Origin of the sequence: Octadecabacter ascidiaceicola (genome assembly GCF_900185015.1) — a bacterium.
Lineage (GTDB): Bacteria > Pseudomonadota > Alphaproteobacteria > Rhodobacterales > Rhodobacteraceae > Octadecabacter > Octadecabacter ascidiaceicola.
In genome coordinates this window covers 413454-437823 of sequence record NZ_FXYD01000003.1, presented here as the reverse complement: position 1 = coordinate 437823, position 24370 = coordinate 413454, and the positions used below count along the sequence as shown (strand labels likewise).

Sequence of the window (24370 nt, the reverse complement as noted above, 5' to 3'; positions counted from 1 at the left end):
GGGCGTGCATTTACAAAGGAACCAAGCACATGGGTTATAGAATCGTCGTTGCGGGTGCCACAGGTAACGTGGGCCGCGAAATGCTCAACATTCTGGACGAGCGCCAGTTTCCAGCGGATGAGGTTGTCGCACTGGCATCCCGTAAATCGCTGGGCACGGAAGTGAGCTTTGGTGACACGACGTTGAAAACCCAAGACTTGGATACCTTTGACTTCGCGGGCTACGACATTGCGTTCTTTGCGGTGGGTTCTGACGCCACGAAGAAGTACGCGCCGATAGCTGCTAAAGCAGGTTGCATCGTGATCGATAACTCTTCGCTTTATCGTTATGATCCTGACGTTCCGCTGGTTGTGCCAGAAGTGAACCCTGAGGCTGTTGACGGATACGCGAAGAAGAACATCATCGCGAACCCGAACTGCTCGACCGCGCAGATGGTTGTTGCCCTGAAGCCTTTGCATGACCGCGCGAAGATCAAGCGCGTTGTAGTGTCTACATACCAGTCTGTATCTGGCAGCGGCACGGCGGCGATCGACGAACTGTGGAACCAGACCAAGGGCGTTTACGTTCCTGGTCAAGAAGTCGCACCAAAGGTCTATCCAAAGCAGATCGCGTTCAACGTTATCCCGCACATCGATGTGTTCATGGACAGCGGTGATACCAAAGAAGAATGGAAGATGGTTGCAGAGACGAAAAAGATCGTCGACCCAAGCATCAAAGTTACGGCGACTTGTGTTCGTGTGCCTGTATTCGTTGGCCACTCTGAATCGATCAACATCGAGTTTGAAGACTTCCTCGACGAAGATGAAGCCCGCGATATCCTGCGCGAAGCACCGGGTTGTATGGTCATCGATAAGCGTGAAGACGGTGGTTACGTCACACCTATTGAATGCGTCGGCGATTTTGCCACGTTCATCAGCCGTATCCGTCAGGACAGCACGATCGACAATGGTCTGAACATGTGGGTCGTTTCTGACAACCTGCGTAAAGGTGCTGCGCTGAATGCAGTGCAGATCGCTGAGACACTTGGCAACCGCGTTCTGAAAAAGGGCTAGGCTCGCCAGAAGCTATTGGAAGGCCCTACCAATTGTTTGGTGGGGCCTTTTTTATTTGTGACCCTTCGATGCCGCCTCAGGACCCGTTGGAATTTGAGAGAAATTCGAGCGACTTACCTACATCGAAGAAACCACTTGGAAACCTTGAAACCCTATTTCTGCGTTCGGGTGATGAAAGAGTGGGACCACGATGAATCAAGAACACAGCAGAAGCACGCGTGCGATCGCACGCCTAATACCAAGAGAAACCTCAGGACATGACGTTCGTGTGTTGTCGCCAACTGGTTTAACCGAAGATGACCTTGGCCAGAGCGAGTTTGTATACGCCAGCCTAGAAGAGCTATCTCGCCATTTAAAGTGGTTAGATGATGATTACCGGTCTGGGAAACTATCCCGCCTTGAAACGCGGGCACGTAGCATTGTCATGCTCGCCGATCAGCTTGGACTTCGACGGGTTGGTCAGGTCGCGGCAGATGTCGTTTACTGTATTGATGATCCCAATGAGGTCGCCTTGGCCGCAACATTGTCACGCCTAATGAGGTTGATAACGCAAGCGCTGGATCATGCGGCCGGACCGCCGATATCGGCTTTTTGAAGTTGGTAAGTAGGGGTTTCGATCAGGGCCTGTGGCCCTCGCCAACGGCTTGGTCTAGGCTGACCTAATAGCCAGATCAGAGGTCATATGTCTCCTAAATTTGCCGCCCCTTCCGCTACCGCAATTCCGTTGATCACAGTTAAGTCTGATGACTTGGATGTAACGCTCGCGAACCTTCCAAACGCCGCTGCAAGCTGGCTGCGTAACAAAGGTTTCAACGCATCCATTGGCGCGATCGAAGCGCTTCCCAATGCGGACGGGACGATAAAGGCGGTTTACGCTGGTATCGGTGCAAAAGGGCAGTCACGTGTTCGTTTTGCTCTCGCTGCGGCGGCTGCGAAACTCCCTGCGGGAACCTACACCCTCGATACGATGCTAACGGGACCAGCGCTTGATGAAGCGGCGCTTGGTTTGCTGCTAACTACCTACAAGTTTGACCGGTACAAATCAGGTGCGGCCAAAGATATCGTATTTGTTTTGCCTGCAGGAGTGGACGCTGAGCGCATCGAAGCTCTCGCCGCGGGGGAGTGCCTGACCCGCGATTTGATTAACACTCCGGCGTCTGACATGGGGCCAGCCGAGCTGGAAGAAGCAGCAGTCGCCTTAGCCAAACAACATGGCGCAAACTGCACGGTCATCAAGGGCGATGATCTACTGAAACAAAACCACCCGTTGATCCACACCGTAGGCCGCGCGTCCCCACGCACGTCGCGTTTGATCGATTTGTCATGGGGTACGACTGGCCCAAAACTCACGCTTGTCGGGAAGGGGGTTTGTTTTGATACTGGCGGGTTGAACCTGAAACCGGGCGCGTCGATGGGTTTGATGAAGAAAGACATGGGCGGAGCCGCAACTGTGCTGGGTCTTGCGCATATGATTATGGCGTTGAAAACGCCGCTACAACTTCGCATTCTTATTCCCGCTGTTGAAAACTCGGTTGATGGATCCGCATTTCGCCCCGGTGATGTGCTGACCAGCCGCAAGGGACTGACTGTTGAAATCAACAACACCGATGCCGAAGGCCGCCTTGTTTTGGCGGATGCGTTGGCGTTGGCGGATGAAGGCAAACCAGATCACATCATTTCGATGGCTACGCTTACAGGCGCCGCGCGAGTTGCTGTTGGACCAGACCTAGCGCCGTTTTACACAACGGATGATGCCATGGCGCGTGTGCTTGCGCAGGCCGCGGAAGAAACGGCTGACCCAGTTTGGCAGATGCCATTTCACGACCCATACGAAAGCATGATTGAGCCGCAAATCGCGGACCTCGACAATGCCCCGTCTGGTGGGTTTGCGGGGTCGATAACGGCCGCACTATTCTTGCGCCGATTTGTGACAGACACACCCTATACCCATTTTGACATCTACGGCTGGAACCCTGTCGCCGCACCGGCACGGCCCAAGGGGGGCGCTGGCATGGGCGCACGGGCGATTTTGGCAGCCCTGCCTGAGGTTCTAGGCCTGTGAGTGATCGTCGCTTAACTCCCGCAAACGGGCGCGTCGCTGCAAGCCACCTTCGCGGGCAAGTGCAGGCGGATCGCTTTGTCGATGGCGCCGCCGCCAGCATTGGCGAAGTGGTTGTTGACCTTTGTGCCAGCCCCGCAGGCAAACGCGACCGGCAGCTGCTTCTTGGGGCGGCAGTTACCGTTTATGAACGACTGGATGGCTGGGCCTTCGTGCAATCCAAACGCGACGGATATGTTGGGTACATTCCTGAAGCAGCGCTAACCACACCCACAATCACAACTCATCGCGTTTCATCGCCAGCGACACACGCTTACGAGACCGAGAGCTTCAAGTCGCGCGACCTGCTTCAGTTGCCATTCGGCGCTGAGGTCAACATCATCAGCGAACTGCATAAGTTCTTTGAAACACCGTACGGTTTCATCCCGAAAAAACACCTTCGGCCTGTCGATCAGATGTTCGCAGACCCTGCAACCGTCGCACAGCTGTTCTTTGGTGTGCCCTATCTTTGGGGCGGCAATTCCACGCGCGGCGTAGATTGTTCGGGGTTAGTGCAGGCGAGTTACCACGCGAGCGGGCATCTCTGCGCTGGCGACAGTGACATGCAGGCTGAAGGACTTGGGCGGGCGCTGGGTGTGGATGATCCTTTGCAGCGTGGGGATTTGATTTTCTGGAAGGGCCACGTCGCGATGATGGTTGACGGTGAAACGATGATCCATGCAAACGCTCACCATATGGCAGTGGTTTATGAAGGTCTGGTGCAGGCAACGCTGCGCATCAAAGCGCAGGGCGACGGTGACATTACGGCGCGGCGGCGCGTCCTTTAGTCGACTGCGCGGATCAGCTTTCGCTCTAACACCCGTAGTACGCGACGCAGATCGTTACCTCGTTTAAGGATCTGTCCTTCCATCCCGAGAACGACGTATTGCCCCTGTTTCAGGCGCATACTGGGGCGTTTTTCGATCCTATACATCGGGTGTTCAGCGGTGTGGCGAAAGATTGAAAATACTGCCACATCTTTGAAGTGGGAAATCCCGTAGTCACGCCATTCGCCCGCTGACACGAAACGTCCATAGAGAGAAAGAATCGCGTTCAATTCGGTTCGGTGAAATGCAGTTTGCGTAGGCAGTTGGTTCGGAAAAGGCGTCGGTGCATTCATATAACTAGACTTGCGATTTCGCTGTGGCAAATCAACCCTGCTTTTAGAAAATGTACCGATGCCGCCAAAACACCGCCTCAGGTTCTAACTCACGCCACATTCGGGTGGCAAATACTGCCCATCGAAGTGCTCCGGAGGCGCGTTTTTTAGCCCCCACCCAGTGCGAGTTTCCGGAGCGGCTTCGTAATCTCAAGAGCAGTGAATCGATGTGATCCGCTCATCTTCAGCGATGTTGAAATTGATGCGATTTGGGCGGTAGTCCATTGTAACTGCTTGGTTCGGTCGTATGACACGGACTTGGCCCAAAAGCATCACGCGTTCCAATGCTGTGGCGTCCTGACCGAGAAGGTGACTGTACGTGCTGGCGTTACACGTGTCCTGATCTGGCGTTGGCAATGGGTCAAGCGCAGGTGGTGGCGTAACCGCTTCACAAGCGGCAAGAAACACAATCGGGGCAATCGCAAACATCTTTTTCATAGGATATTTATCCAACCGAACGGCACACAACGCAAGACTAGGGATTGCATGGTGCCTCGGCTTCCCCCAATTTGGGCCACAAATATTGGAGGAAGAAACATGCGTACACGCGCCGCCGTAGCACTGGCCGCTGGCCAGCCCCTCGAAGTGATGGAGGTCAACCTTGAAGGCCCTCGTGCTGGTGAGGTTCTCGTTGAAATTAAGGCCACAGGCCTTTGCCACACTGATGAATTCACCCGCTCGGGCGACGATCCTGAAGGGATTTTCCCTGCGATTCTCGGTCATGAAGGGGCAGGCGTGGTTATTGAAGTCGGCGAAGGGGTCACGAGCCTTGAGGTCGGCGATCACGTCATCCCACTGTACACGCCTGAATGTCGCGAATGCGAATATTGTCTGAACCCAAAAACGAACCTGTGTCAGCAGATTCGCAGCACCCAAGGTGCCGGATTGCTGCCAGATGGGTCGACTCGGTTCTCTATGCTCGATGGGACACCAATCCACCACTACATGGGCTGTTCGACATTCGCGAACCACACGGTTGTACCGGAAATCGCGCTGGCGAAGGTCCGCAAGGACGCACCTTTTGATAAGATTTGCTACATCGGGTGCGGTGTCACAACTGGCATCGGCGCGGTTATCAACACTGCCAAGGTTGAGATCGGCAGCACAGCGATTGTGTTTGGTCTTGGTGGCATTGGTCTGAACGTGGTGCAGGGATTGCGCCTTGCTGGGGCTGACCAGATTGTCGGTGTTGATCTGAATGACAGCAAAGTCGAAATGGCAGAACACTTCGGCATGACAAATTTTGTGAATCCGTCAAACGTTGAAGGTGATCTCGTTGCGCATTTGGTTGAACTGACAGGTGGCGGCGCAGATTACACGTTTGATGCGACCGGCAATGTGCAGGTTATGCGGACAGCACTGGAAGCAGCGCACAAAGGATGGGGAGAAAGCATCATCATTGGTGTCGCTCCGGCTGGTGCAGAAATTTCCACCCGTCCGTTCCAACTCGTGACCGGACGCAGCTGGCGCGGAACCGCATTTGGCGGGGCTTCAGGGCGTACGGACGTTCCAAAAATCGTGGATTGGTACATGGACGGGAAAATCGAGATCGACCCGATGATCACGCATACCATGTCTCTCGATGACATTAACAAAGGCTTCGATCTGATGCATTCCGGCGAAAGCATCCGCGGCGTTGTCGTCTATTAATTCAATGGTGAAGGTCCGGCCAATGATCGGGCCTTCGTCAACTTATACAGCGTAGCGTGCAAGGAATGTCTTCACGGCGCCTTCAACGATCCGTTCTTTTTGGCTGTCGTCAAAAGATGAATCCATGCTGAACATCAAACGCGGAAACAGATCTGCTTTACACAATTCGCTGAATTGATCAGCGGCAAGTGCCAGATCATCAATTTCTAATTCATTCCGCGAGATCGCAATCTTCAGGAAATTGACCAGCTTTTCACGAACCAGAGCGGGCCCGCTTTGGTAGAATTCGCGCCCCAATTCGGGAAACCGATCACTCTCTGCGACGCATAGCCGGAAAACGCGTTGACCAAAATCGGACGTGAAGAAACAAACCATTTGCCATGCTGCTTGCGTCAGAACCCTGTCGGCAGGTTCGGACATGTCAATGTTTTCAATAGCTGAGTCCGCTTGGCGGACGCATTCGGCCTTGGCGACCTCCATGAACAACAGGCGTTTGTCTGGGAAATAGCTGTAAAGCGTCGCTTTGGATACGCTCGCTGCTTTAGCGATGTCATCGACACTCGCCCCTTCAAAACCGTCGGTCATGAAGATTGCACGCGCACCGCTCAGCACTTGGTCGAACTTACGTCCCCGCTTAACCGCTGGTTTCTCGTCTGTCATGAAATGCTCTCCCTGCGACGTTTTATAAACTGAACCGTTTAGAACGGGCAAGGAGGCGCTATTTACTCCTGATCGATGCAAACGTTCTGCGAGGTGTCAAATGACTGGCAATCTTGCGTGACGACGGGTTCGGAGACCGGAGGGAAAGTCAGATTAGGGAGAGAGAATGAAATACCGCCAGCGGATGCTGAGGAAGCAAGCAACACTGAAGTGACAGCGGCGAGGGTAACATTTTTCATGGTTCTATCCTTTGATAAGTGAACTTGATTTTCGGATATCTAAACTGATTCGTTTAGTTTGCAACTATAAAATGAACTACGCAGTTCACTTTGTCGGGTTGCGTTGCATGCCAAATCCGCTAGATTAGAATCGTTCTAATAAGGAAGGTTGCTATGATCCCCGGATTCTCGCACCGAAAACGGTTTTCAGATTTGTCAGAGCAAGAAGTGCTCGCCCTAGCGATTTCGTCTGAGGAAGATGACGCACGGATCTATCGCAGCTACGCTGAGCGATTGCGGGAAGACTTCCCCGCGTCCGCATCTGTATTCGAGGGTATGGCGCTTGAGGAAGATGGACATCGCCGCCGTCTCATCGAAATGCACCAAAGCCGGTTTGGGGATACGATTCCCCTCATTCGCCGCGAACATGTCGCAGGTTTCTATGCACGGCGTCCGGTTTGGCTCGTTGAGAATCTAGGCCTTGACCGTATTCGCGACGAAGCGCGCCAAATGGAAAGCGATGCGCAACGGTTCTACGAAATAGCCGCGCAAAATTCGACTGATGCGAAGACACGGACACTTTTAGGTGACCTTGCGGCAGCCGAAGCCGGACATTCGGATCGCGCGAGTGAACTGGTTGCAGAAAACATAGGCCTCGATGCGGACGCCGAAGAAAAAGACGCGGCCCACAAACAGTTTGTCCTGACGTGGGTGCAACCTGGTCTTGCGGGTCTGATGGACGGGTCCGTTTCAACGCTCGCCCCGATTTTCGCAACGGCGTTTGCGACCCAAGATACATGGACGACATTCCTTGTCGGGTCCGCTGCTAGTATCGGTGCCGGTATCTCAATGGGCTTCACCGAAGCCGCGAGTGACGATGGGCAAATCTCAGGCCGCGGGTCCCCCATCAAGCGCGGTATCGCTGCTGGTGTGATGACGACACTTGGTGGCATGGGGCACGCGCTTCCTTATCTCATCACAGACTTCTGGACTGCGACGATAATCGCCTTTGCTGTGGTTTTCATCGAGCTCTGGGCCATTGCATGGATTCAAAACCGTTACATGCAAACGCCGTTCCTTAGGGCCGCATTCCAAGTGGTGGTTGGTGGCGTTCTGGTGCTGGCTGCGGGAATGATCATCGGCAGCGGCTAGAGGCTTTTGCATGTCATGGCGCGATGCTAAGCGTCGAACATGCTTGAGATCTTCCTTCAAACGCTTCCGTTTTTTACGCTCATCGGATTGGGCTATGGCGCAGGGCAAACTGGTTTCTTTACGCCTGAGGCAACGTCATACCTTACGAAGTTCGTTTTCTACTTTGCGCTATCGGCGATGCTGTTCCGTTTTTCTGCGAATCTGTCCCTTAGTGAAATTCTCGATTGGCCATTCGTGTTCGCATACCTTTGGGGATCGTTGTTTATCTACCTCATCGCGACAGGTGTCGCGTTATTCAGAAAACGCGGTGTCGAAGAAGCGGCGGTCGAAGCGCAATGCGCGGTTGTTGGGAATGTCGGTTTTCTGGGCATTCCAATGTTGGTTCTTCTGCTTGGCGAACAAGCGATTGGGCCGGTCATGCTGGTTCTTGCGGTAGACCTGATCGTGTTCGGCTCGCTCATCGTGATTTTAATCACTGGGTCCCGCGATGGCCGTATGTCTGTGGGCGTCCTAAAGACCGTCGGTGTGGGGCTATTGAAAAACCCAATGATCGTTTCGATCTCTCTCGGCCTCATTGTCTCGTCACTTGGCTTACCGATCCCAGACCCCGCAAATGAGTTCCTTGCAATTCTAGGCGCAGCCGCGACGCCGGGTGCCCTTTTCGCCATTGGCGCGTCCCTTGCCACCAAGTCTGCCGAGAAATTGGCCGTCGCTGGGTGGCTCTCATTCGCAAAACTCGTGCTACACCCAGCTGCCGTCGCATTCGCGGCCCTCGTTATGTTTCGCATTGACCCATACGCGGCTGGTGTGATGATCACAGCTTCGGCCTTGCCCGTCGCTGGAAATGTCTACATTCTCGCGCAGCATTACGGCGTAGCGCCCGCACGGGTTTCAGCATCGATCCTGATTTCAACGGCCCTGAGCGTATTCACAATAACCGCCGTGATCGCGGCAGTCACATAGATGAGAACACCAATGACAGACACGCCCCCAACCTATTCCGCTTTGCCATTGCCAGATCGCGCAGACTACGATGACGCGCAAATGCTGGCGGAAGCCGAACGGTTCTACGCTCACGTCAAAACGCGCCATTCTATTCGCGAGTACACCGATAAGCCCGTTCCCAAAGCCGTAATCGAGGCCTGCGTGCTTGCCGCGGGAACTGCACCCAGTGGTGCCAACCAACAGCCATGGCACTTCGTTGCAATCAACGATCCTGCAATGAAGGCCAAAGTTCGAAAGGCTGCGGAAGAGGAAGAGGAAAAATTTTACAGCGGTGGTGGTGGTGACGCGTGGCTCAAGGCGTTGGAACCCATCGGCACAGATGCATCCAAACCGCACCTCGATATCGCCCCATGGCTCATCGTTATTTTTGCCCAGCGTTGGGGTGAAAGAAATGGTGAGCGCGTTAAACATTACTACGTTCCTGAAAGTGTAGGCATTGCCACTGGAATGCTGATTACTGCGCTGCACACCGCGGGCCTGTCATGCCTGACGCATACCCCGAACCCGATGAAGTTCTTGAACGAGTTGTGTGACCGCCCTGAAAACGAAAAGCCAATTATGATCCTCGCAGTAGGACACCCCGCAGAGGATGCGACCGTCCCTGCGATCGCGAAGAAGAAAAAGGATTTGCATGAAATCCTGACTACATACGAAGGAGAAAACTAATGGAAACCGTTTCAGAGAACGCCTGTTTTGGCGGTGTTCAAGGAGTCTACAAACATCACTCCTCGGCGACCGGTACCGAAATGACCTTCGCCGTCTTTATGCCCGAAGAGGCCAAGGATGGCCCGGTTCCTGTTTTGTGGTTCCTATCCGGCCTCACATGTACCCACGAGAACGCAATGACCAAAGCTGGTGCGCAGGCATGGGCGGCTGAACAAGGCATTGCGCTGGTGTTTCCCGACACGTCCCCTCGTGGTGAAAGCGTCGCGGATGACGAAGCCTATGAACTTGGACAGGGTGCAGGTTTCTACGTCGATGCGACGCAAGAACCTTGGGCAAAGCATTTCAAGATGTGGACTTACATTGCTGACGAACTTCCCTCACTTCTCACTGAGAACTTCGAAATCGACATGACCCGCCAGTCCATCACGGGCCATTCAATGGGTGGCCATGGGGCGCTGACAATGGCGATGGCCTTGCCTGGGCGGTTCCGGTCTGTCTCGGCCTTTGCGCCAATTTGCAACCCGACAGAAAGCGGCTGGGGCCGCAAACAGTTCACAGCGTATTTGGGGGGAAAGGCAGACTGGGGAGCGCATGACGCGACCATCTTGATGCAAAGCAAAGGTTTCGACGGCCCGATGCTTGTCGATACCGGAACAAACGATCAGTTCTGGGATCTGTTGGGAAATGAAGCTTTCTCGGCAGCATTCGCCGCGAAACGCCAAGAGGGGATCATCCGCCTGCAAAAAGGTTATGATCACAGCTATTTCTTTATTTCGTCGTTTATGGAAGACCACATGAACTTCCACGCTGAGGCACTTTGGGCGTGAGCATTTATGTCGACGCAGATGCCTGTCCGGTAAAGGCCGAGGTTGAGAAAGTCGGCACGCGCCACGGCGTTCGTATGTTCGTTGTCTCTAACGGGGGACTACGCCCGTCACAAAACCCGCTTGTCGAAACGGTCATCGTCCCGGACGGGCCGGATATCGCCGACATGTGGATCGCAGACCGCGCAGTGAAAGGGGATGTCGTCATCACAGGCGACATTCCTTTGGCCGCGAAATGCGTCGAGTCTGGCGCGCGGGTTCTCAAGCACAACGGTGAGGCACTTACACAGGCAAATATCGGCAACGTCCTCGCGACACGCGACCTGATGGCGGACATCCGTGCGGCGGACCCGTTTCGCCAAGGTGGCGGAAAAGCGTTTTCCAAAGCGGATCGTTCGCGTTTTCTGGATGCATTGGAACGTGAGTTACGCACCGCTAAAGCACTGTGATAAGTTCGTGATACCGTTACGCCGTGGTAAATTTGAAGGAGCTAGCAAATGACCGTCCAAGCGATCGTTTTTGATATTGGGAACGTCCTAATCGAATGGCAGCCCGAGCGGTTTTTTGATCGGGTCATCGGTGCGGAACGCAGCGCTGAGTTCTTCGCGGCGATCCAGCTACATGAAATGAATGATCGTGTGGATGCGGGTGAGGTGTTTCACGATGTGATTGCAGAAACCATCGCGCAGAACCCTGACTGGGCGGATGAGCTTACCCTTTGGCGTGATCGTTGGATCGAAATGGCATCACCAGTGATTGACCATTCTGTTCGTCTGTTACGGGCTTTGCGTCGTGCTGGGCATCCGGTATATGCGCTTTCGAATTTCGGAAACGAAACCTTCGCGATTGCTGAGCCTGAATATCCGTTCCTTGAGGAATTCGATAAGCGTTACATTTCAGGAGCGCTGCAAATCATCAAACCAGCTGCGGCAATTTATGAACACGTCGAGAACGATAGCGGCATAGCACCGGGCGGGTTGCTGTTTGTTGATGATCGGCATGATAACATCGCCGCCGCAGACGCGCGCGGCTGGAAGACGCACCTATTTGAAGGGCCAACTGGATGGGCGGAACGGTTGGTCCAAGAAGGTTTGTTAACACCGGAGGCCGCGCAATGACCGAAATAATTTCCTTTGATGAAGGTCAAAACGGCCTTGATTGGCTCGCGCTGACTGATGCGCTGGCTCAGGGCCATGAACGCCCAAAAGCAAACGTCGAAGACGTCTTTATGTATCGCGGCAAAGAGACCTTGCTGAATCGATCTGCCTGGATCGATGGTATGGGTTTGGCCGTCAAATGCGCCACGATTTCTCCAGACAACAAGGCACAGGGGAAGCCAATGGTGGACGGAGCAGTGTTTCTGTTTTCCGACGACAACGGCCAGTTGGAAGCGATCGTCGATTTTCATCTTGTGACCAAATGGAAGACCGCGGGCGACAGCCTTTTGGCGGCGCGACGTTTGGCGCGTCCAGACAGCGAAAACATCCTTATCGTTGGAGCGGGAACAGTTGGTCGTTCGCTTTGGGAGGCTTATTCGACAGTTTTTCCTAACGCGCGGTTTAATGTCTGGAACCGGTCAATTGAAGGTGCTGAGAGGTTCGCTCAGGGCTGTGAGGGGGTTGTTGTTGCTTCCGACCTAGAGTCTCTACTGTGAAGACAGCAGATATTGTTACATCGGCGACGATGACGACAGAACCACTTCTGAAAGGCGCATGGTTTCAAGCGGGCCAACACATTGATCTAATCGGCGCGTATCGCCCAGATATGCGCGAAGTCGATGATGACGCTCTACTTCGCTCACGTGTTTTTGTGGACAGCTACGCGACGACCATGGGCCACATCGGAGAGCTTAAGATTCCGTTAGCTACGGGTGTCATATCTGAAGACCACGTCATCGCGGACTGCTACGAGCTGGACCAATTTCAGCGGCAATCGGATGATGAGATAACGTTGTTCAAAAACGGAGGCGGCGCACATCTGGATCTGATGACGAGCCGCTATATTCTAAATGTCTGGAAAGGGCGGTAAGAATGTTGGGTTGGGTATTACCGCTATTGGTTCTAGGTGGATTAGCGTGCTTGCCAATGCTGGCGGAAAGCCGTCGACACGGTGCTGAAGCGTTCAGAGCCAAAGCGCCCGGACGCTTCGCAAAGTTGAGCCAAGGCGTGACGCACTATCAATGGCTTGGCGAAGCACGTGGGCCGGTGATTGTTTGCGTGCATGGTTTAACAACACCGAGCCCCGTTTGGTATGGCATCGCCCAAGGTTTAACTAAGCTCGGCTACCGCGTTCTTGTCTACGATCTGTACGGGCGCGGGTTTTCTGATGCACCACGTGGTGTTCAGACCGGTGACTTCTTCGCCAAGCAGCTCGAAGATCTTTTGGAACACCAAGGTCTAACAGGTGACGTAACGCTGATGGGTTATTCCATGGGCGGATCGATCGCCACACACTTTAGTATGCTACACCCAAACCGCGTTACGCGTCTTGTGCTGTTGGCGTCAGGCGGAATTTGGTTGCGTGAAGACAAGCTGACAGAGTTAAGCCGAACGATCCCGTTTTTCGGAGACTGGTTGCACGCGGTTATCGTCGCACGCAGGGATCGAAGAGCGTTGCGTGCGCAATTGGGCCAGAAGTTTGACATCACGGGTATCGTTGAACTTCAGATTGCGGAATACCAAAGCCGTGGGTTCCTGCGTGCGGTTTTGTCTAGTCGTCGTCATATGCTCAACGATGTACAGGAAGACGCCCATCGAACGATCGGGCGTGAAGACGTGCCGGTCGTCGCGATCTGGGCCGAGAAAGATGAAATCATTCCGTTAAAGTCCCTCGGAACGTTGACGCAGTGGAACCGCAATTGCCGCCAAGAAGTGATCCCGGAAGCAGATCACAATGTGGGCTTCACGCACTCAGCAGAGGTCGTCGAAGTCCTACGAGACGCACTCCGCGACGCTGTCGGGTAACTCGACGTGTTCTTTAGCTCGCCGAAGCCAAAGGCGCGCGCCGGTCTTCCCGGATCGGCAAGTGAATGATCGCTGAGAATGCACCAATGCCGACGCCAACCCACCAAACGGCGGTGTAAGACCCGTAGACATCATAGAGGCGACCGCCAAGCCAGACACCTAAGAAGCTACCAAGCTGGTGGCTAAAGAACACGATACCGTAAAGCGTTCCCATATACCGCAACCCATAAATATGCGCGACCAACCCACTGGTGAGCGGAACAGTCGCAAGCCAGAGTGACCCCATGGCAATCGAGAACATAACAACCGTTGCCGGGGTGATCGGAAACGCGATGAACAAGGCAGCAACAACAGTTCTGGCGGTGTAAATCCCTGCTAGCAGGTACTTTTTGGAATAGCGTTTACCAGCCCAACCCGCGAGAAGCGTACCGGCGATGTTGGCAAGTCCGATTAAGGAAATCGCCACCGCACCGAGAGCTGAGGTCGTGGTGACGCCCAGACTATGCAACGCGCCTCCCGGCAGAATCGGACCACACATTTCGGTAATCATTGCAGGAAAATGTGCCGTAATAAACGCGAGCTGGTATCCACAGGAAAAGAAACCAAGGAAGATGAACGTATACGTCGGATCGCGAAACGCCCGCGTAATGACCTGCCCAATGGTTTCTTCCAGCTCTAGCCTGGACGCGCTCGTCGGCGCACGCATCATTGGCAACATCATCAGCGATGCAAGGATTGCGCCCGCGAAGACGAGGAAAACCGACTGCCACGGCATGATGCCAAGCAAGAACTCCGCGACAGGCGCACCAAAGACTTGTCCGGCCGATCCCGCAGCAGTGGCAATAGCCAGCGACATTGAACGGTTCTCATCAGACGCAGCGCGTCCGACAACCGCAAGAATGACGCCAAAACCGGTGCCCGCGATACCAAACCCTACCAACCAAGCGTAAGTTTGGTGCGCAATCGGAGATACCGCGTTTGAGGAAAGCACAAGGCCGATGGCGTAGATGAGTGCACCAATGATGATGGCTTTTCGATCTGTTAAGCGCTCGGCCAGTGCTCCAAAAATTGGCTGTCCAATACCCCATGCAAGGTTTTGGAATGCGATTGCCAATGAGAACTCAGCGCGTGCCCAGCCGAATTCATCCGCAATCGGTATCTGAAACACGCCAAATGACGCTCGGACAGCAAAACTGACCATGATAATGACACAGCCCGCGATAAGGACGGGCGTTACGAGGTTTGATTGGCGTTCCATTTGGCAACTTAGAAGGGGAAAGGTATCCCGCGTCAATTCGTGAATAGTGATGGTAGCGATCAGATCCTGTCGGATGAACAATTTCCATCAAAGACGCCGCTGCGCGGATTGCGGGCCTCGCGTTGGGTGACTAACAAGGCGATATGGGAACGGTCCAAGAAGAATATGAACGTCGCGTTGCAGCGGGATCGCTGCACGATGATCCGGTACAACGCGCAGCGCTCGCATCACTCGATCGCGTGCGGGCTGCTGTATTAAATGCGCCGGATGCTCCTAAAAGCGGATGGTTTCGCAAGGCGGCGCCTGTAGTTGGGCCAAAGGGATTGTATCTTTGGGGTGGCGTCGGGCGAGGAAAGTCCATGCTGATGGATTTGCTGTACGATACCATTCAGGTCCCAAAGCAACGCAGCCACTTTCATGAATTTATGCAATGGGTCCACGCCGCGATTGCCCAAGCGCGAAAGGACGGCGTTGAAGACGCGATTGCACCAGTCGCCGCGGATTTGGCAGGGCGCGTGCGGTTTCTGGCATTTGACGAAATGCAGATCAGCGATATTACCGATGCGATGATTGTGGGGCGCCTATTTGAGGCGCTGTTTGCTGCTGGCGTCGTCGTTGTGACAACATCTAACCGCGTTCCAGATGAGCTGTATAAAGACGGCTTGAACCGACAACTATTTTTGCCTTTCATCGCGCTATTGAAGGACCGAATGGATGTGCATGAACTCTCGAGCGACGTGGATTATCGCCAGTCGTTCTTGGAAGGCGCTCAACACTATTTCACACCAAATACCGCCGAGGCACGCGTTGCTGTTGAAGCAACTTGGCAGCAGCTAACCGGCGGTACGGCCGAAAAACTAACGCTGAAGGTTAAAGGGCGCGATGTTGTTTTGCCCGCGTTTGATAATGGCGTCGCGCGGGCCAAGTTCCATGACCTCTGCGGTGTGTTCTTGGGTGCTGCGGATTATCTCGCGATTGCTGACGCTGTGCGTGTACTCGTGCTGGAAGACATTCCCCGTTTGGGCCGTGCGAATTTCAATGAGGCAAAACGGTTCGTGACGCTGATCGATGCGCTTTACGAAGCAAAAGTTCAGCTAATCGCATCTGCGGCAGCTGAGCCAGAGATGCTCTATATCGAAGGCGAAGGCGTGTTTGAGTTCGAACGCACTGCCAGTCGCCTGCGCGAGATGCAGGGCGCTGACTGGGGTAAGGCCTAGGCGTCTAACTGCGGTATCACGAGGCGTTGCCCAACACGGATACGATCCGGGCTCGAAAGCAGACCTTTATTTGCCTCAAAAATCGCATCATAGTGTTCGATTGAGCCAAAGAACTTGATCGAAATCGCACCGAGGCTATCGCCGCTTTGCACCGTGTAGAACCGCGCTTGGACTTCGTCCGTGGCGCGTTGCACAAAGCGGACTTCCATGCCCTCTGTGTTGTCAGGTGAGACATCAGGAATCGCAGGGGCGGCACCACCAGACGCGATCTGGGCCTGCGTTACGATATTGTTAAGCAACACATGCGTGTCGACGCGGCCGTCGGACGTAACGAGAATTTCAGGCACGGCCACTGTCCCAGCCGCCGCCGCTTCGTTGACAATTGTATCGATCCGCTCATCTGTTTCACCAGCACGCAATGCCGCGATCACAATTGCTTCGAGCGTTTCGCTTTCCTCAAGAACGGAACGATGGCCTGTCGCTGCCTCGATACCCGCGAGAATATCAGAGGTTGATTGGCGCTGCGCCTGACTGTTGGTGGTCACTGCTTGGACACCTGCAAACCCGAGCTCAGCCAGAACGTTGTTTGTCATGTCAGACAAACGGGTGTCGTCCGTGTTCGGACGGGCGACGTCGATACGGCGCGGTGCTTCAACCAAACCAGTCACGGCATTCGTGGTCAATGGTGCGCTGGCCGCTTCCTTGAGGGTAGCCAAGTCTGCCGTTACTGAACGGGTAACTTCTACATCCGTGTCAATCGGCGTGCCAAGGCGATCGGCAGTGGTTTCTTCACCCTCGGTGAAGGGGCGAAAGACAATGAGGCCACAGATGACAATGGCGAAAAGAAAGAGAGCAACGGTCGTGCGGATCATATTGGGAACCTTAAAGCGGATTAACCAGGGTTTTGTGATTGATGAATAGTCAGACCAGCGTGTGCCCAGGCCTGAATGCCACCACGAAAATAGAAAAGCTTTTCAGCTGGGTAACCCGCAGCAAGTAAGCTTTCAATTGCTGTAGGGGCATCATCAGACCATGGCCCGCCGCTGTATAGCGAAAGTGCCATTGCTTGGGTGAAATCAAGGGAATCTTCGCCCTTATCAACTGCGCCGAGTGCGCGAAGAATATCATTCCGATACCGATTGTCTGGGGCGAGCGTTGGAAAAGGAACGTTTACAGACCCAGGAATAGATCCTGTCGCATAATCAGCGGGGGAGCGTGCATCGATCAGTAGGCCCGTGCCCCCTGTGACGTGCCCTTCCAAGAAAGTCAGAACCTCTAGTTCAGCGAGTGTCGCCACACCATCCGCCACAACAAGCGGTTGCAGGCAGTGCGGCGGGCAAGCGCGTGACGTCAGCGCGTATTCACCGCTTAACATAGCTTCTGTGTCCTGATTGCGCGTCACAGTGAAGGTCTGATCGTTCAGCGTAAACGTGCTGTCAGTTTTAAATGTCGTGATACGCACATCCTGCGCGGTTCCAGCGGTGGCCGAAACACAGAGCGCGGCCGTAAGAATTCGGTATTTCATCTTCGGCCTCTCTAATCTTGCGGCGCCTAGGTCGTTCGTGGGGCGCGCTCTGTTGTTTGTCCAGTGACGTGAGCGCACCCCAAAAAAGCGCCACTGGTTTCGCCTGCGTGTTGTGAAGCGGCATTTCAATACGCGCCACTTCACCCTGCCAAGATCGTGCCGGCGCCCGTTAAGTCAGGCTGCCGAAATAGAAAACCACTCAGCGCAAGCGACGCTTCGAGTGGGGTATGAAAATTCGTGCGTCATTGTATCGTCGACTCCGTTGAAAGGCCGGAGGTCGACCACACCAGCATGCCGCCGCGATAATAACCAATCTTCTCGGCAGGATATCCCGCCGCAAGAAGGTCGGTAACAAGCTTACTTGCGTCCTGTGTCGCCGGACCTGCATCGAACACAACCAATGACAACACGTCCGAAAAATTGAACACGCCTTGGAATTGCTCAGCACCAAGTGCCATTAAGATTTCGTCGCGATACGGGTTGGTGGGGGCCAAGGTTGCTGCAGGAATGTTGACTGATGCAGGGATAAAACCAATCGCACGCTCCTCAGGCGGTCGCGCGTCGATCAAAAGTCCTTCGCCAGCCTCAACCTGATTTGACAAAAAATCGATCACATCGAGTTCGCCCAGCGTTGGTACATTTCGTGCCACGATCATCGGGGACAGGCAAGGGCTCGGACAGGTTGCAGACGTTTGAGAAAGCGCTGTGATGGTGGTCTGGTCGATCGTGCTCGCACGAGAAATCGTAAATTCTTGCCCGTTAAACGTGAACACTGCATCCGCTGTCACCGGCAGTAATTCAGCCGCACTGGCGGTCGCTATCGCCATAAATGTGCAAACCGACGCGGTGCGTATCATCCCTCGTCCCCCAACGAATAGCGCTAAATCTTGTGCCAATTCTGGCAGAACTGCGCCCAGATAGATTTAACAGCAATATATAGAGGTATCGCGAATCACTCGTCAAAGGAAAATGTGAGAAGTGATTCGTTTTTTCGGTTTGTGAGTCTATTTGCTCGCGGAATTGGCGGCCTGGGGAAGGCTTCCAAACAGTGCAACGCCGCCACAATCGAGGTCTGTCGAACCAGCAGGGAAGACCGGAAAGCGTGTGTATCGGTTGATCATGCTGTCCGTGTGCCACACGTTGTTGACGCAGAGGTCTTGCGCGTTCGTCCCTGAATTGAACCCAAAACCGGGGTCGCCGCAGTCATCCGCACGGCCACCTGCGTTCCATGCTTGACCCTTATCGCTGTCATGCATCCCGCCAGTCGGAAAGACCATCCCACGCGGATCAAAGCTGAGGTTCCAACTGGTTGTCGGGGTCAGTTGACGCATGTCCCACGTCCCGAGTGGCACGTCATCTTTGAAGCCAACAATGAAAAATGCCGAAATGTCGTTGTGCGTAAGAAGCGAGCGGTTCATCACGGGGTCTGGCACACTCATTGTGCCTTCCATGCGGTAACCATTGTCGCCTTCCCAACAAAACTCAAAGTCGGCGGCCTCTAATGGGAGGCCGAAAAAGCTAAGAACTACAGCAAGACGTATCATTCGTTTTCTCTCATCACGTGGCCCGCAAAATACAACGAGCCACAAATCAGAATACGTGCGGTTGGATCAACAGCCAAGATCATGTCGAGTGCTGCGTTCAAGTCTTCCGCGATGGCCGCATTGATGCCTGCCAAAGACGCCGCGTCAGCTGTCGCCTGGGCGGGGAGCGTGTTCGCCTCCCCCGGAATCGCAACCGCTGTGAGGGATTGAACGTGGGACGCAAGCGGGGTCATAAAACCCGTCACGTCTTTGGTATTCAGCATGCCGCAAATGGCGTGCGTCGGGCGCTTTGGCAGCGTGGTGAGCGTCGCGGCAATCGCTTTGCCTGCAGCGGGGTTGTGCCCCCCATCAAGCCAAAGTTCTGCAGGCAAACAGCGTTCAACCAATGGGCCCGACGTCAGGCGTTCCATACGTGCGGGCCAAGTCGCATTCGTTAGGGCCGCTTCGCACGCGGTTTCGTCGGCGCCAAAGTGGCGCAGTGCAGCAAGAACAGCGCCCGCATTTTGGACTTGGTGGGGGCCACGAAGTGTCGGCAAAGGCAGATCAAGCAGCCCTGTTTCATCTTGATAGACCAGTCGATCTCGTTCTTGAGAGACATGAAAGTGCTGTCCGTACGCAACAATCGGCGCCCCCAAACGTGCGGCAGTCGCTTCAATAACGTCCATCGCATCATCGTGCTGTGGGCCAACAATACACGGAACGCCGCGCTTGATAATGCCCGCCTTTTCCGCGGCGATCTCGGGCAATGTGTCGCCCAAGAACTGCTGATGGTCGAGGTCGATAGGGGTGATGACGCTAATCGCTGGGTCCATGACGTTGGTGGCGTCCAGCCGTCCGCCAAGACCAACTTCCAGCAAGGTGTAATCGGCAGGCGATTCCGAAAACGCAAGGATCGCAGCACAGGTCGTAATTTCAAAATAGGTGATGTTTTCACCGTTGTTGGCGGCGTAACAGCGATCCAGCGCGTCCGTCAGCGCATCCTCGGAGATCAGCTCACCGGCAAGGCGGATACGTTCGTGAAACCGCGCAAGGTGAGGGGATGTATAGGCGTGAACGCGCTTTCCCTGCGCTTCCAGCCCCGCACGGATCATGGCTTGCGTCGACCCTTTTCCGTTGGTTCCAGCAATGTGAATGACCGGTGGCAAGCGGCGCTCAGGATTGCCGAGCGCGTTCAAAAGCCGCCACATGCGATCCAAAGTTAGATCGATGATCTTCGGGTGCAGCGCCATCATGCGTGCGAGGATATTATCTGAGTTCTGGGTCATGAAGAGGTCCAGTGCAGTCAAGTGGTGGTTGCAACCTCGATCGCGCTGTCTGCCGCTGGGGTTTCTTCAGGCTCAACTTGATCGGCCTCGTTTGGTGCCGGTAATTCACCTGCTACAACAGGATCAAGACCCATCAACATGCGTGTGATCGTGATCAGCTCATCGCGCATCTTCCCCCGTTCAGTCACGCGGTCCAGCATACCGTGATCCAACAGATACTCCGCACGTTGGAAACCTTCGGGCAGCTTTTCACGAATGGTCTGCTCGATAACACGTGGCCCTGCGAAACAGATCAACGCGTTTGGTTCGGCGATATGCACATCGCCAAGCATTGCATAAGATGCGGTGACACCACCGGTGGTCGGGTGTGTCAGTACGACGATATAGGGCAGGTTCGCTTCCTTAAGCATCTCAACCGCGACAGTCGTGCGTGGCATCTGCATGAGGGACAGTATCCCTTCCTGCATGCGTGCACCGCCAGCCGCGGAAAACAGTACGAGCGGGCGCTTTAGTTCAACGGCGCGTTCGGCGGCTGCGATGATCGCGTTGCCGACATACATGCCCATTGAGCCGCCCATAAAGCTAAAGTCCTGCGCTGCGGCAACAATCGGCGTGCGCCCGATCTCACCTTCAACGACAAGCATGGCTTCTTTTTCGCCCGTGTTCTTCTGGGCACCTTTCATCCGGTCCGGATACTTTTTCTGATCCTTGAACAGCAAAGGATCAGCCGTCGGTGCTGGAACGTCGACCTCTACGAAAATTCCGCCATCAAACAACGCTGTGAAACGATCACGCGGTGTGATGGCCATGTGATGGTTGCAAGACGTGCAAACATTCAGGTTTTCGGCCAATTCACGATGAAACAGCATGGTGCCGCACTCGCTACACTTGGACCAAAGGTTCTCGGGCACTTCGCGACGCGAGAAGATGGAATTGACGCGTGGGCGGATGTAGTTGGAAATCCAGTTCATGGGACCCTCATTTGGTGTTGGAAATGAGATAAGCTGACGTGGAGTGAATTGCAATCAACGGCGTATCGCGAGACGCGCGCTGAGCCAAACAGTGAACAGCAAAAGCGCCTCAAATGGTATCCAAGGTACCCACGCCAGCCCGTACATTGGCCAAACGAACAGTGCCGCACCGTATAGCCAATCGTCAGCGGCCAAAATAACCAATGCGCCGATGTTGTTGATGAAATGTACGGCGAAGGCAGGGCCAAGCGTTCCTGACCGCGCAGTGAGATCTGCACAGACGAGGCCAAGACAGGTGGCCCAAACGACATACGCCCAAGCTGAATAGGGTACGGTAAGGGGATCATAATGGATCAATCCGAACAGAAATGATGGAACGCCCATCCAGATGATCGGGTTTTGGGTAAGGGCCGCAATGTGGCTTTGCAGGTAACCGCGAAACACCAGTTCTTCGGCACTAATTTGAATAAACAGCAACGGTAGGATTGCTGGGAGAAGCAATAGCCACTCCGCGACGCTAAATTGCTGTTCTGCTTCCGGTTCAAGCAAACTTGGGACAATCAGAAGCGCATAGATTGGTGATAAATAGAGACTAACACGCCAGAACTCGCGCCACGCGGCAGAAATCGAACCAACGAGTTGCCCAAGACCGATCCCATGCAATGCGCGTGCTGTCGCCAATAAAAGGCCTGTGTAGATGGCGAAGGTTGCGAGTGTCCAACGCACAGCGGCTGGGGTGCTTCCATAAGCGAAATCATCGATTAACCCAGGGTTAGAGACTACTTTTGGTGTCTGCATCCACATTGAATAGATTGAAAAGAATACAATTTGGAACCCGTACCACAGCACAGCAATTGAGATGACGACGAAGGCCCAGTTCGCGGTTCCAGCGAAAGCATCCGCCCGCGTGTTCATGGGGGCGTATCGATCAGACAAGCGAATGACCCGCATTTGTAAGCGCAGCAGCCACGCGGTTCATCTCGGCCGTGCGCACAAGCAAATAGTCGCGCAGATGGGTTGATATCACGAACACGCCGAGGCCAGCCGTCGAGATTGGCGTGACGGCAGACATCACAACACCGGGCTCATCAAGTGCGGCAAGCGTATCCACCCGCAGCGCACTCCATCCTACATCCGCATCGGGCGGGGTTCCGTTTGAAAGGCTGACGACTGACAATTCGTCATCTGCCCGCGTGATGCTGACCAGCCCAGATTGGTCGATCCAATCAGGAAACGCGGCATCGGCGGGCAATTTGGTGATGGCGTAGTCGCCGATCAGGGGCGTGAAAGTGAGTTCCATAGCGTCAGAGTGCCGCGTGCGCATCCGCATGCCAAGTCTATTGAACCTTGAAGACCACGCTTTGGCGATTTAGACCGTTTCCAAACAGATTTCCCGAAGGATAATGCGATGACTGCGAACCGCACTGACAAAACAAACCTGCCTAGCCGCCATGTAACCGAAGGGCCGGCGCGCGCGCCGCACCGCTCTTACTTCTATGCGATGGATTTGACGGAAGAGCAGATCAATCAGCCGTTCGTTGGTGTGGCCACATGCTGGAACGAAGCAGCGCCGTGTAACATCGCGCTAAACTGGCAAGCACAGTCCGTTAAACGCGGTGTGAAAGAAGCCCAAGGTACGCCACGCGAATTTACAACCATCACTGTCACTGACGGCATCGCGATGGGTCATGAAGGCATGCGCAGTTCCCTCGCATCCCGTGACGCGATTGCGGACACGGTTGAGCTGACCATGCGCGGCCACTGCTATGATGCGCTTGTCGGTCTTGCTGGCTGTGACAAATCCCTTCCGGGTATGATGATGGCGATGGTGCGTTTGAACACGCCATCCGTGTTCATGTACGGCGGCTCGATCCTGCCGGGTTCACACGACGGCAAAGACATCACCGTTCAGGATATGTTCGAGGCCGTTGGTAAATACCAAGCGGGCCAAATGTCTGACGGTGAACTAGCCGTGCTTGAACGCGTTGCATGCCCATCTGCGGGTGCCTGTGGCGGCCAATTCACAGCCAACACAATGGCCTGCGTATCCGAGGCTATTGGTCTTGCGTTGCTGAACAGCTCCGGCATGCCAGCGCCTTACGAAGACCGCGCCAAGTATGGCGAAGCGTCCGGTGAAGCGGTCATGAACCTGATTGCCAAGAACATCCGCGCCCGTGATGTTGTGACCCGCAAGTCGCTAGAAAACGCAGCCCGTGTTGTTGCGTGTACAGGTGGGTCTACAAACGCTGGCCTGCATCTTCCGGCGATTGCCCACGAAGCTGGCATCGATTTCAACCTGTTCGACGTCTGCGACATTTTCCACGACACGCCTTACTTCGTAGACCTGAAGCCAGGTGGCCAATACGTTGCGAAAGACCTGTTCGAAGTTGGCGGCGTTCCTGTCGTCATGAAAGAACTGCAAAAGGCGGGCTTGTGGCATGACGATTGTATGACCGCGAGCGGCAAGGTCATCGGCGAAGAACTCGACATGATCAAAGGCGAGGCAGACGGCAAAGTTATCTACCCAGTCGAGAACCCGATCACGAAGACTGGCGGCGTTGTTGGCCTAAAAGGCAACCTCGCGCCAGAAGGTGCAATCGTGAAGGTTGCTGGCATGTCTGAAGACGAGCAATCCTTTACTGGTCCTGCACGTGTGTTCGAATGCGAAGAAGACACATTTGCCGCCGTTAAGGCACGCGCCTATGAAGAAGGCGAAGTTCTGGTCATCCGCAACGAAGGTCCATCCGGCGGCCCAGGCATGCGTGAAATGCTCGCAACGACTGCCGCGCTGTCCGGTCAGGGCATGGGCAAGAAAGTTGCGCTTATTACAGACGGTCGTTTCTCCGGCGCGACGCGTGGGTTCTGCGTTGGTCACGTTGGTCCAGAAGCTGCGCACGGCGGGCCGATTGGCCTGCTGAAAGACGGCGACATGATCACAATCAACGCGATCACCGGCGAGCTTTCGGTCGATCTGAGCGACGAAGAACTTGCCAAGCGTAAATCCGAATGGGCAGGCCCGAGAGAGACCATCTACACCTCTGGTGCGCTTTGGAAATACGCCCAGCTGGTTGGCGGTGCGTTGAACGGTGCTGTGACCCACCCGGGTGCGAAAAAAGAACGCCACATCTACATGGACCTGTAAA

At 54.6% G+C, this 24370-nt stretch carries 27 protein-coding genes and 1 pseudogene; 15 read left to right on the top strand and 13 right to left on the bottom strand.

The features are described from left to right. The first annotated feature begins 29 nt into the window (after positions 1 to 29). The 4 genes from OCA8868_RS11095 (at position 30) to OCA8868_RS11080 (ending at position 3938) form a co-directional block, all read left to right on the top strand. Positions 30 to 1052 carry an aspartate-semialdehyde dehydrogenase gene (locus OCA8868_RS11095; protein ID WP_093996626.1) on the top strand — a complete coding sequence of 341 codons (1023 nt, stop codon included), beginning with the start codon at positions 30 to 32 and terminating at the stop codon, positions 1050 to 1052. A 190-nt stretch (positions 1053 to 1242) separates the two neighbouring features. Next, the gene (locus tag OCA8868_RS11090; protein WP_093996625.1) at positions 1243 to 1647 is read left to right on the top strand and encodes a hypothetical protein; all 405 of its coding nucleotides are present in this window, start codon (positions 1243 to 1245) and stop codon (positions 1645 to 1647) included. 87 nt (positions 1648 to 1734) lie between these two features. Further along, positions 1735 to 3114, top strand: a complete 1380-nt coding sequence (locus OCA8868_RS11085; protein WP_093996624.1) for a leucyl aminopeptidase family protein — start codon at positions 1735 to 1737, stop codon at positions 3112 to 3114. Beyond that, positions 3111 to 3938 carry a C40 family peptidase gene (locus tag OCA8868_RS11080; protein ID WP_093996623.1) on the top strand — a complete coding sequence of 276 codons (828 nt, stop codon included), beginning with the start codon at positions 3111 to 3113 and terminating at the stop codon, positions 3936 to 3938. Before OCA8868_RS11085 ends, OCA8868_RS11080 begins: the two co-directional genes overlap by 4 nt. Here OCA8868_RS11080 and OCA8868_RS11075 read toward each other — a convergent pair. Then, positions 3935 to 4270, bottom strand: coding sequence for a DUF2794 domain-containing protein (locus tag OCA8868_RS11075; RefSeq protein WP_093996622.1), 336 nt, complete (start codon positions 4268 to 4270; stop codon positions 3935 to 3937). The two genes, OCA8868_RS11080 and OCA8868_RS11075, sit on opposite strands and share 4 nt — an antisense overlap. A 189-nt stretch (positions 4271 to 4459) precedes the next feature. Continuing rightward, positions 4460 to 4747 (bottom strand): I78 family peptidase inhibitor, encoded by a 288-nt coding sequence (locus tag OCA8868_RS11070; RefSeq protein ID WP_093996621.1) that lies wholly within the window; start codon positions 4745 to 4747, stop codon positions 4460 to 4462. Between the two features lie 99 nt (positions 4748 to 4846). Here OCA8868_RS11070 and OCA8868_RS11065 point away from each other — a divergent pair, with 99 nt between their 5' ends. Continuing rightward, entirely contained in the window at positions 4847 to 5959 is a 1113-nt protein-coding gene (locus OCA8868_RS11065) for an S-(hydroxymethyl)glutathione dehydrogenase/class III alcohol dehydrogenase (protein WP_093996620.1), read from the top strand. 42 nt (positions 5960 to 6001) lie between these two features. On the opposite strand, the gene OCA8868_RS11060 is transcribed toward OCA8868_RS11065, so the two are convergent. Both OCA8868_RS11060 and OCA8868_RS16680 read right to left on the bottom strand, forming a co-directional pair. Then, positions 6002 to 6619: a TetR/AcrR family transcriptional regulator gene (locus OCA8868_RS11060; RefSeq protein ID WP_093996619.1), complete on the bottom strand. Its 618-nt coding sequence runs from the start codon at positions 6617 to 6619 to the stop codon at positions 6002 to 6004. 62 nt (positions 6620 to 6681) lie between these two features. After that, positions 6682 to 6858 carry a hypothetical protein gene (locus tag OCA8868_RS16680; RefSeq protein WP_179214844.1) on the bottom strand — a complete coding sequence of 59 codons (177 nt, stop codon included), beginning with the start codon at positions 6856 to 6858 and terminating at the stop codon, positions 6682 to 6684. Between the two features lie 153 nt (positions 6859 to 7011). Between OCA8868_RS16680 and mbfA the strand changes: the two genes are divergently transcribed. The 8 genes and pseudogenes from mbfA (at position 7012) to OCA8868_RS11020 (ending at position 13447) form a co-directional block, all read left to right on the top strand. Beyond that, positions 7012 to 7989, top strand: coding sequence for an iron exporter MbfA (gene mbfA / locus OCA8868_RS11055; RefSeq protein ID WP_093996618.1), 978 nt, complete (start codon positions 7012 to 7014; stop codon positions 7987 to 7989). 39 nt (positions 7990 to 8028) lie between these two features. Beyond that, the gene (locus OCA8868_RS11050) at positions 8029 to 8952 is read left to right on the top strand and encodes an AEC family transporter (protein WP_093996617.1); all 924 of its coding nucleotides are present in this window, start codon (positions 8029 to 8031) and stop codon (positions 8950 to 8952) included. Positions 8953 to 8964: 12 nt separating this feature from the next. Further along, on the top strand, positions 8965 to 9660 hold the full coding sequence (locus OCA8868_RS11045) for a nitroreductase family protein (RefSeq protein WP_093996792.1): 696 nt from the start codon (positions 8965 to 8967) through the stop codon (positions 9658 to 9660). Beyond that, positions 9660 to 10487: an S-formylglutathione hydrolase gene (gene fghA, locus OCA8868_RS11040; protein ID WP_093996616.1), complete on the top strand. Its 828-nt coding sequence runs from the start codon at positions 9660 to 9662 to the stop codon at positions 10485 to 10487. The genes OCA8868_RS11045 and fghA overlap by 1 nt, the downstream gene beginning before the upstream one ends. Beyond that, entirely contained in the window at positions 10484 to 10933 is a 450-nt protein-coding gene (locus tag OCA8868_RS11035; RefSeq protein ID WP_093996615.1) for a YaiI/YqxD family protein, read from the top strand. Before fghA ends, OCA8868_RS11035 begins: the two co-directional genes overlap by 4 nt. A 48-nt stretch (positions 10934 to 10981) precedes the next feature. Continuing rightward, the gene (locus OCA8868_RS11030) at positions 10982 to 11602 is read left to right on the top strand and encodes an HAD family hydrolase (protein ID WP_093996614.1); all 621 of its coding nucleotides are present in this window, start codon (positions 10982 to 10984) and stop codon (positions 11600 to 11602) included. Continuing rightward, positions 11599 to 12512, top strand: a pseudogene (locus tag OCA8868_RS11025) (ornithine cyclodeaminase family protein). The gene OCA8868_RS11030 and the pseudogene OCA8868_RS11025 overlap by 4 nt, the downstream one beginning before the upstream one ends. A gap of 2 nt (positions 12513 to 12514) precedes the next feature. Then, positions 12515 to 13447, top strand: coding sequence for an alpha/beta fold hydrolase (locus tag OCA8868_RS11020; protein WP_093996613.1), 933 nt, complete (start codon positions 12515 to 12517; stop codon positions 13445 to 13447). A 13-nt stretch (positions 13448 to 13460) separates the two neighbouring features. On the opposite strand, the gene OCA8868_RS11015 is transcribed toward OCA8868_RS11020, so the two are convergent. Then, positions 13461 to 14705: an MFS transporter gene (locus OCA8868_RS11015; protein ID WP_093996612.1), complete on the bottom strand. Its 1245-nt coding sequence runs from the start codon at positions 14703 to 14705 to the stop codon at positions 13461 to 13463. A 143-nt stretch (positions 14706 to 14848) separates the two neighbouring features. Between OCA8868_RS11015 and zapE the strand changes: the two genes are divergently transcribed. Then, positions 14849 to 15922 carry a cell division protein ZapE gene (gene zapE, locus OCA8868_RS11010; protein ID WP_093996611.1) on the top strand — a complete coding sequence of 358 codons (1074 nt, stop codon included), beginning with the start codon at positions 14849 to 14851 and terminating at the stop codon, positions 15920 to 15922. Here zapE and OCA8868_RS16735 read toward each other — a convergent pair. The 8 genes from OCA8868_RS16735 to OCA8868_RS10970 form a co-directional block, all read right to left on the bottom strand. After that, on the bottom strand, positions 15919 to 16794 hold the full coding sequence (locus tag OCA8868_RS16735) for a LysM peptidoglycan-binding domain-containing protein (RefSeq protein ID WP_218822681.1): 876 nt from the start codon (positions 16792 to 16794) through the stop codon (positions 15919 to 15921). The two genes, zapE and OCA8868_RS16735, sit on opposite strands and share 4 nt — an antisense overlap. Before the next feature lie 20 nt (positions 16795 to 16814). Beyond that, entirely contained in the window at positions 16815 to 17447 is a 633-nt protein-coding gene (locus tag OCA8868_RS11000; protein ID WP_093996610.1) for a rhodanese-like domain-containing protein, read from the bottom strand. A gap of 242 nt (positions 17448 to 17689) precedes the next feature. Then, complete coding sequence (locus tag OCA8868_RS10995; protein ID WP_093996609.1) at positions 17690 to 18304, bottom strand: rhodanese-like domain-containing protein; 615 nt, start codon at positions 18302 to 18304, stop codon at positions 17690 to 17692. A 147-nt stretch (positions 18305 to 18451) separates the two neighbouring features. Next, positions 18452 to 18991: a hypothetical protein gene (locus tag OCA8868_RS10990; RefSeq protein WP_093996608.1), complete on the bottom strand. Its 540-nt coding sequence runs from the start codon at positions 18989 to 18991 to the stop codon at positions 18452 to 18454. Then, positions 18988 to 20256, bottom strand: coding sequence for a bifunctional folylpolyglutamate synthase/dihydrofolate synthase (locus OCA8868_RS10985; protein WP_093996607.1), 1269 nt, complete (start codon positions 20254 to 20256; stop codon positions 18988 to 18990). The genes OCA8868_RS10990 and OCA8868_RS10985 overlap by 4 nt, the downstream gene beginning before the upstream one ends. Positions 20257 to 20273: 17 nt before the next feature. After that, positions 20274 to 21227, bottom strand: coding sequence for an acetyl-CoA carboxylase, carboxyltransferase subunit beta (gene accD, locus OCA8868_RS10980; RefSeq protein WP_093996606.1), 954 nt, complete (start codon positions 21225 to 21227; stop codon positions 20274 to 20276). A 54-nt stretch (positions 21228 to 21281) separates the two neighbouring features. Beyond that, positions 21282 to 22163: a CPBP family intramembrane glutamic endopeptidase gene (locus tag OCA8868_RS10975; RefSeq protein ID WP_245848187.1), complete on the bottom strand. Its 882-nt coding sequence runs from the start codon at positions 22161 to 22163 to the stop codon at positions 21282 to 21284. Then, complete coding sequence (locus OCA8868_RS10970) at positions 22156 to 22557, bottom strand: ACT domain-containing protein (protein ID WP_245848184.1); 402 nt, start codon at positions 22555 to 22557, stop codon at positions 22156 to 22158. Before OCA8868_RS10970 ends, OCA8868_RS10975 begins: the two co-directional genes overlap by 8 nt. A 78-nt stretch (positions 22558 to 22635) precedes the next feature. Between OCA8868_RS10970 and ilvD the strand changes: the two genes are divergently transcribed. After that, a complete protein-coding gene (gene ilvD / locus OCA8868_RS10965; protein WP_093996603.1) occupies positions 22636 to 24369 on the top strand; it encodes a dihydroxy-acid dehydratase in 1734 nt (577 codons plus the stop codon). Position 24370: the final 1 nt, after the last annotated feature.

What these genes read in the sequence shown, in the direction of transcription:
- OCA8868_RS11095 (WP_093996626.1), top strand. Translation starts at nt 30, where the DNA reads ATGGGTTATAGAATCGTCGTTGCGGGTGCCACAGGTAACGTGGGCCGC.
- OCA8868_RS11090 (WP_093996625.1), top strand. Translation starts at nt 1,243, where the DNA reads ATGAATCAAGAACACAGCAGAAGCACGCGTGCGATCGCACGCCTAATA.
- OCA8868_RS11085 (WP_093996624.1), top strand. Translation starts at nt 1,735, where the DNA reads ATGTCTCCTAAATTTGCCGCCCCTTCCGCTACCGCAATTCCGTTGATC.
- OCA8868_RS11075 (WP_093996622.1), bottom strand. Translation starts at nt 4,270, where the DNA reads ATGAATGCACCGACGCCTTTTCCGAACCAACTGCCTACGCAAACTGCA.
- OCA8868_RS11070 (WP_093996621.1), bottom strand. Translation starts at nt 4,747, where the DNA reads ATGAAAAAGATGTTTGCGATTGCCCCGATTGTGTTTCTTGCCGCTTGT.
- OCA8868_RS11065 (WP_093996620.1), top strand. Translation starts at nt 4,847, where the DNA reads ATGCGTACACGCGCCGCCGTAGCACTGGCCGCTGGCCAGCCCCTCGAA.
- OCA8868_RS11060 (WP_093996619.1), bottom strand. Translation starts at nt 6,619, where the DNA reads ATGACAGACGAGAAACCAGCGGTTAAGCGGGGACGTAAGTTCGACCAA.
- OCA8868_RS16680 (WP_179214844.1), bottom strand. Translation starts at nt 6,858, where the DNA reads ATGAAAAATGTTACCCTCGCCGCTGTCACTTCAGTGTTGCTTGCTTCC.
- mbfA (WP_093996618.1), top strand. Translation starts at nt 7,012, where the DNA reads ATGATCCCCGGATTCTCGCACCGAAAACGGTTTTCAGATTTGTCAGAG.
- OCA8868_RS11050 (WP_093996617.1), top strand. Translation starts at nt 8,029, where the DNA reads ATGCTTGAGATCTTCCTTCAAACGCTTCCGTTTTTTACGCTCATCGGA.
- OCA8868_RS11045 (WP_093996792.1), top strand. Translation starts at nt 8,965, where the DNA reads ATGACAGACACGCCCCCAACCTATTCCGCTTTGCCATTGCCAGATCGC.
- fghA (WP_093996616.1), top strand. Translation starts at nt 9,660, where the DNA reads ATGGAAACCGTTTCAGAGAACGCCTGTTTTGGCGGTGTTCAAGGAGTC.
- OCA8868_RS11030 (WP_093996614.1), top strand. Translation starts at nt 10,982, where the DNA reads ATGACCGTCCAAGCGATCGTTTTTGATATTGGGAACGTCCTAATCGAA.
- OCA8868_RS11020 (WP_093996613.1), top strand. Translation starts at nt 12,515, where the DNA reads ATGTTGGGTTGGGTATTACCGCTATTGGTTCTAGGTGGATTAGCGTGC.
- OCA8868_RS11015 (WP_093996612.1), bottom strand. Translation starts at nt 14,705, where the DNA reads ATGGAACGCCAATCAAACCTCGTAACGCCCGTCCTTATCGCGGGCTGT.
- zapE (WP_093996611.1), top strand. Translation starts at nt 14,849, where the DNA reads ATGGGAACGGTCCAAGAAGAATATGAACGTCGCGTTGCAGCGGGATCG.
- OCA8868_RS16735 (WP_218822681.1), bottom strand. Translation starts at nt 16,794, where the DNA reads ATGATCCGCACGACCGTTGCTCTCTTTCTTTTCGCCATTGTCATCTGT.
- OCA8868_RS11000 (WP_093996610.1), bottom strand. Translation starts at nt 17,447, where the DNA reads ATGAAATACCGAATTCTTACGGCCGCGCTCTGTGTTTCGGCCACCGCT.
- OCA8868_RS10995 (WP_093996609.1), bottom strand. Translation starts at nt 18,304, where the DNA reads ATGATACGCACCGCGTCGGTTTGCACATTTATGGCGATAGCGACCGCC.
- OCA8868_RS10990 (WP_093996608.1), bottom strand. Translation starts at nt 18,991, where the DNA reads ATGATACGTCTTGCTGTAGTTCTTAGCTTTTTCGGCCTCCCATTAGAG.
- OCA8868_RS10985 (WP_093996607.1), bottom strand. Translation starts at nt 20,256, where the DNA reads ATGACCCAGAACTCAGATAATATCCTCGCACGCATGATGGCGCTGCAC.
- accD (WP_093996606.1), bottom strand. Translation starts at nt 21,227, where the DNA reads ATGAACTGGATTTCCAACTACATCCGCCCACGCGTCAATTCCATCTTC.
- OCA8868_RS10970 (WP_245848184.1), bottom strand. Translation starts at nt 22,557, where the DNA reads ATGCGGATGCGCACGCGGCACTCTGACGCTATGGAACTCACTTTCACG.
- ilvD (WP_093996603.1), top strand. Translation starts at nt 22,636, where the DNA reads ATGACTGCGAACCGCACTGACAAAACAAACCTGCCTAGCCGCCATGTA.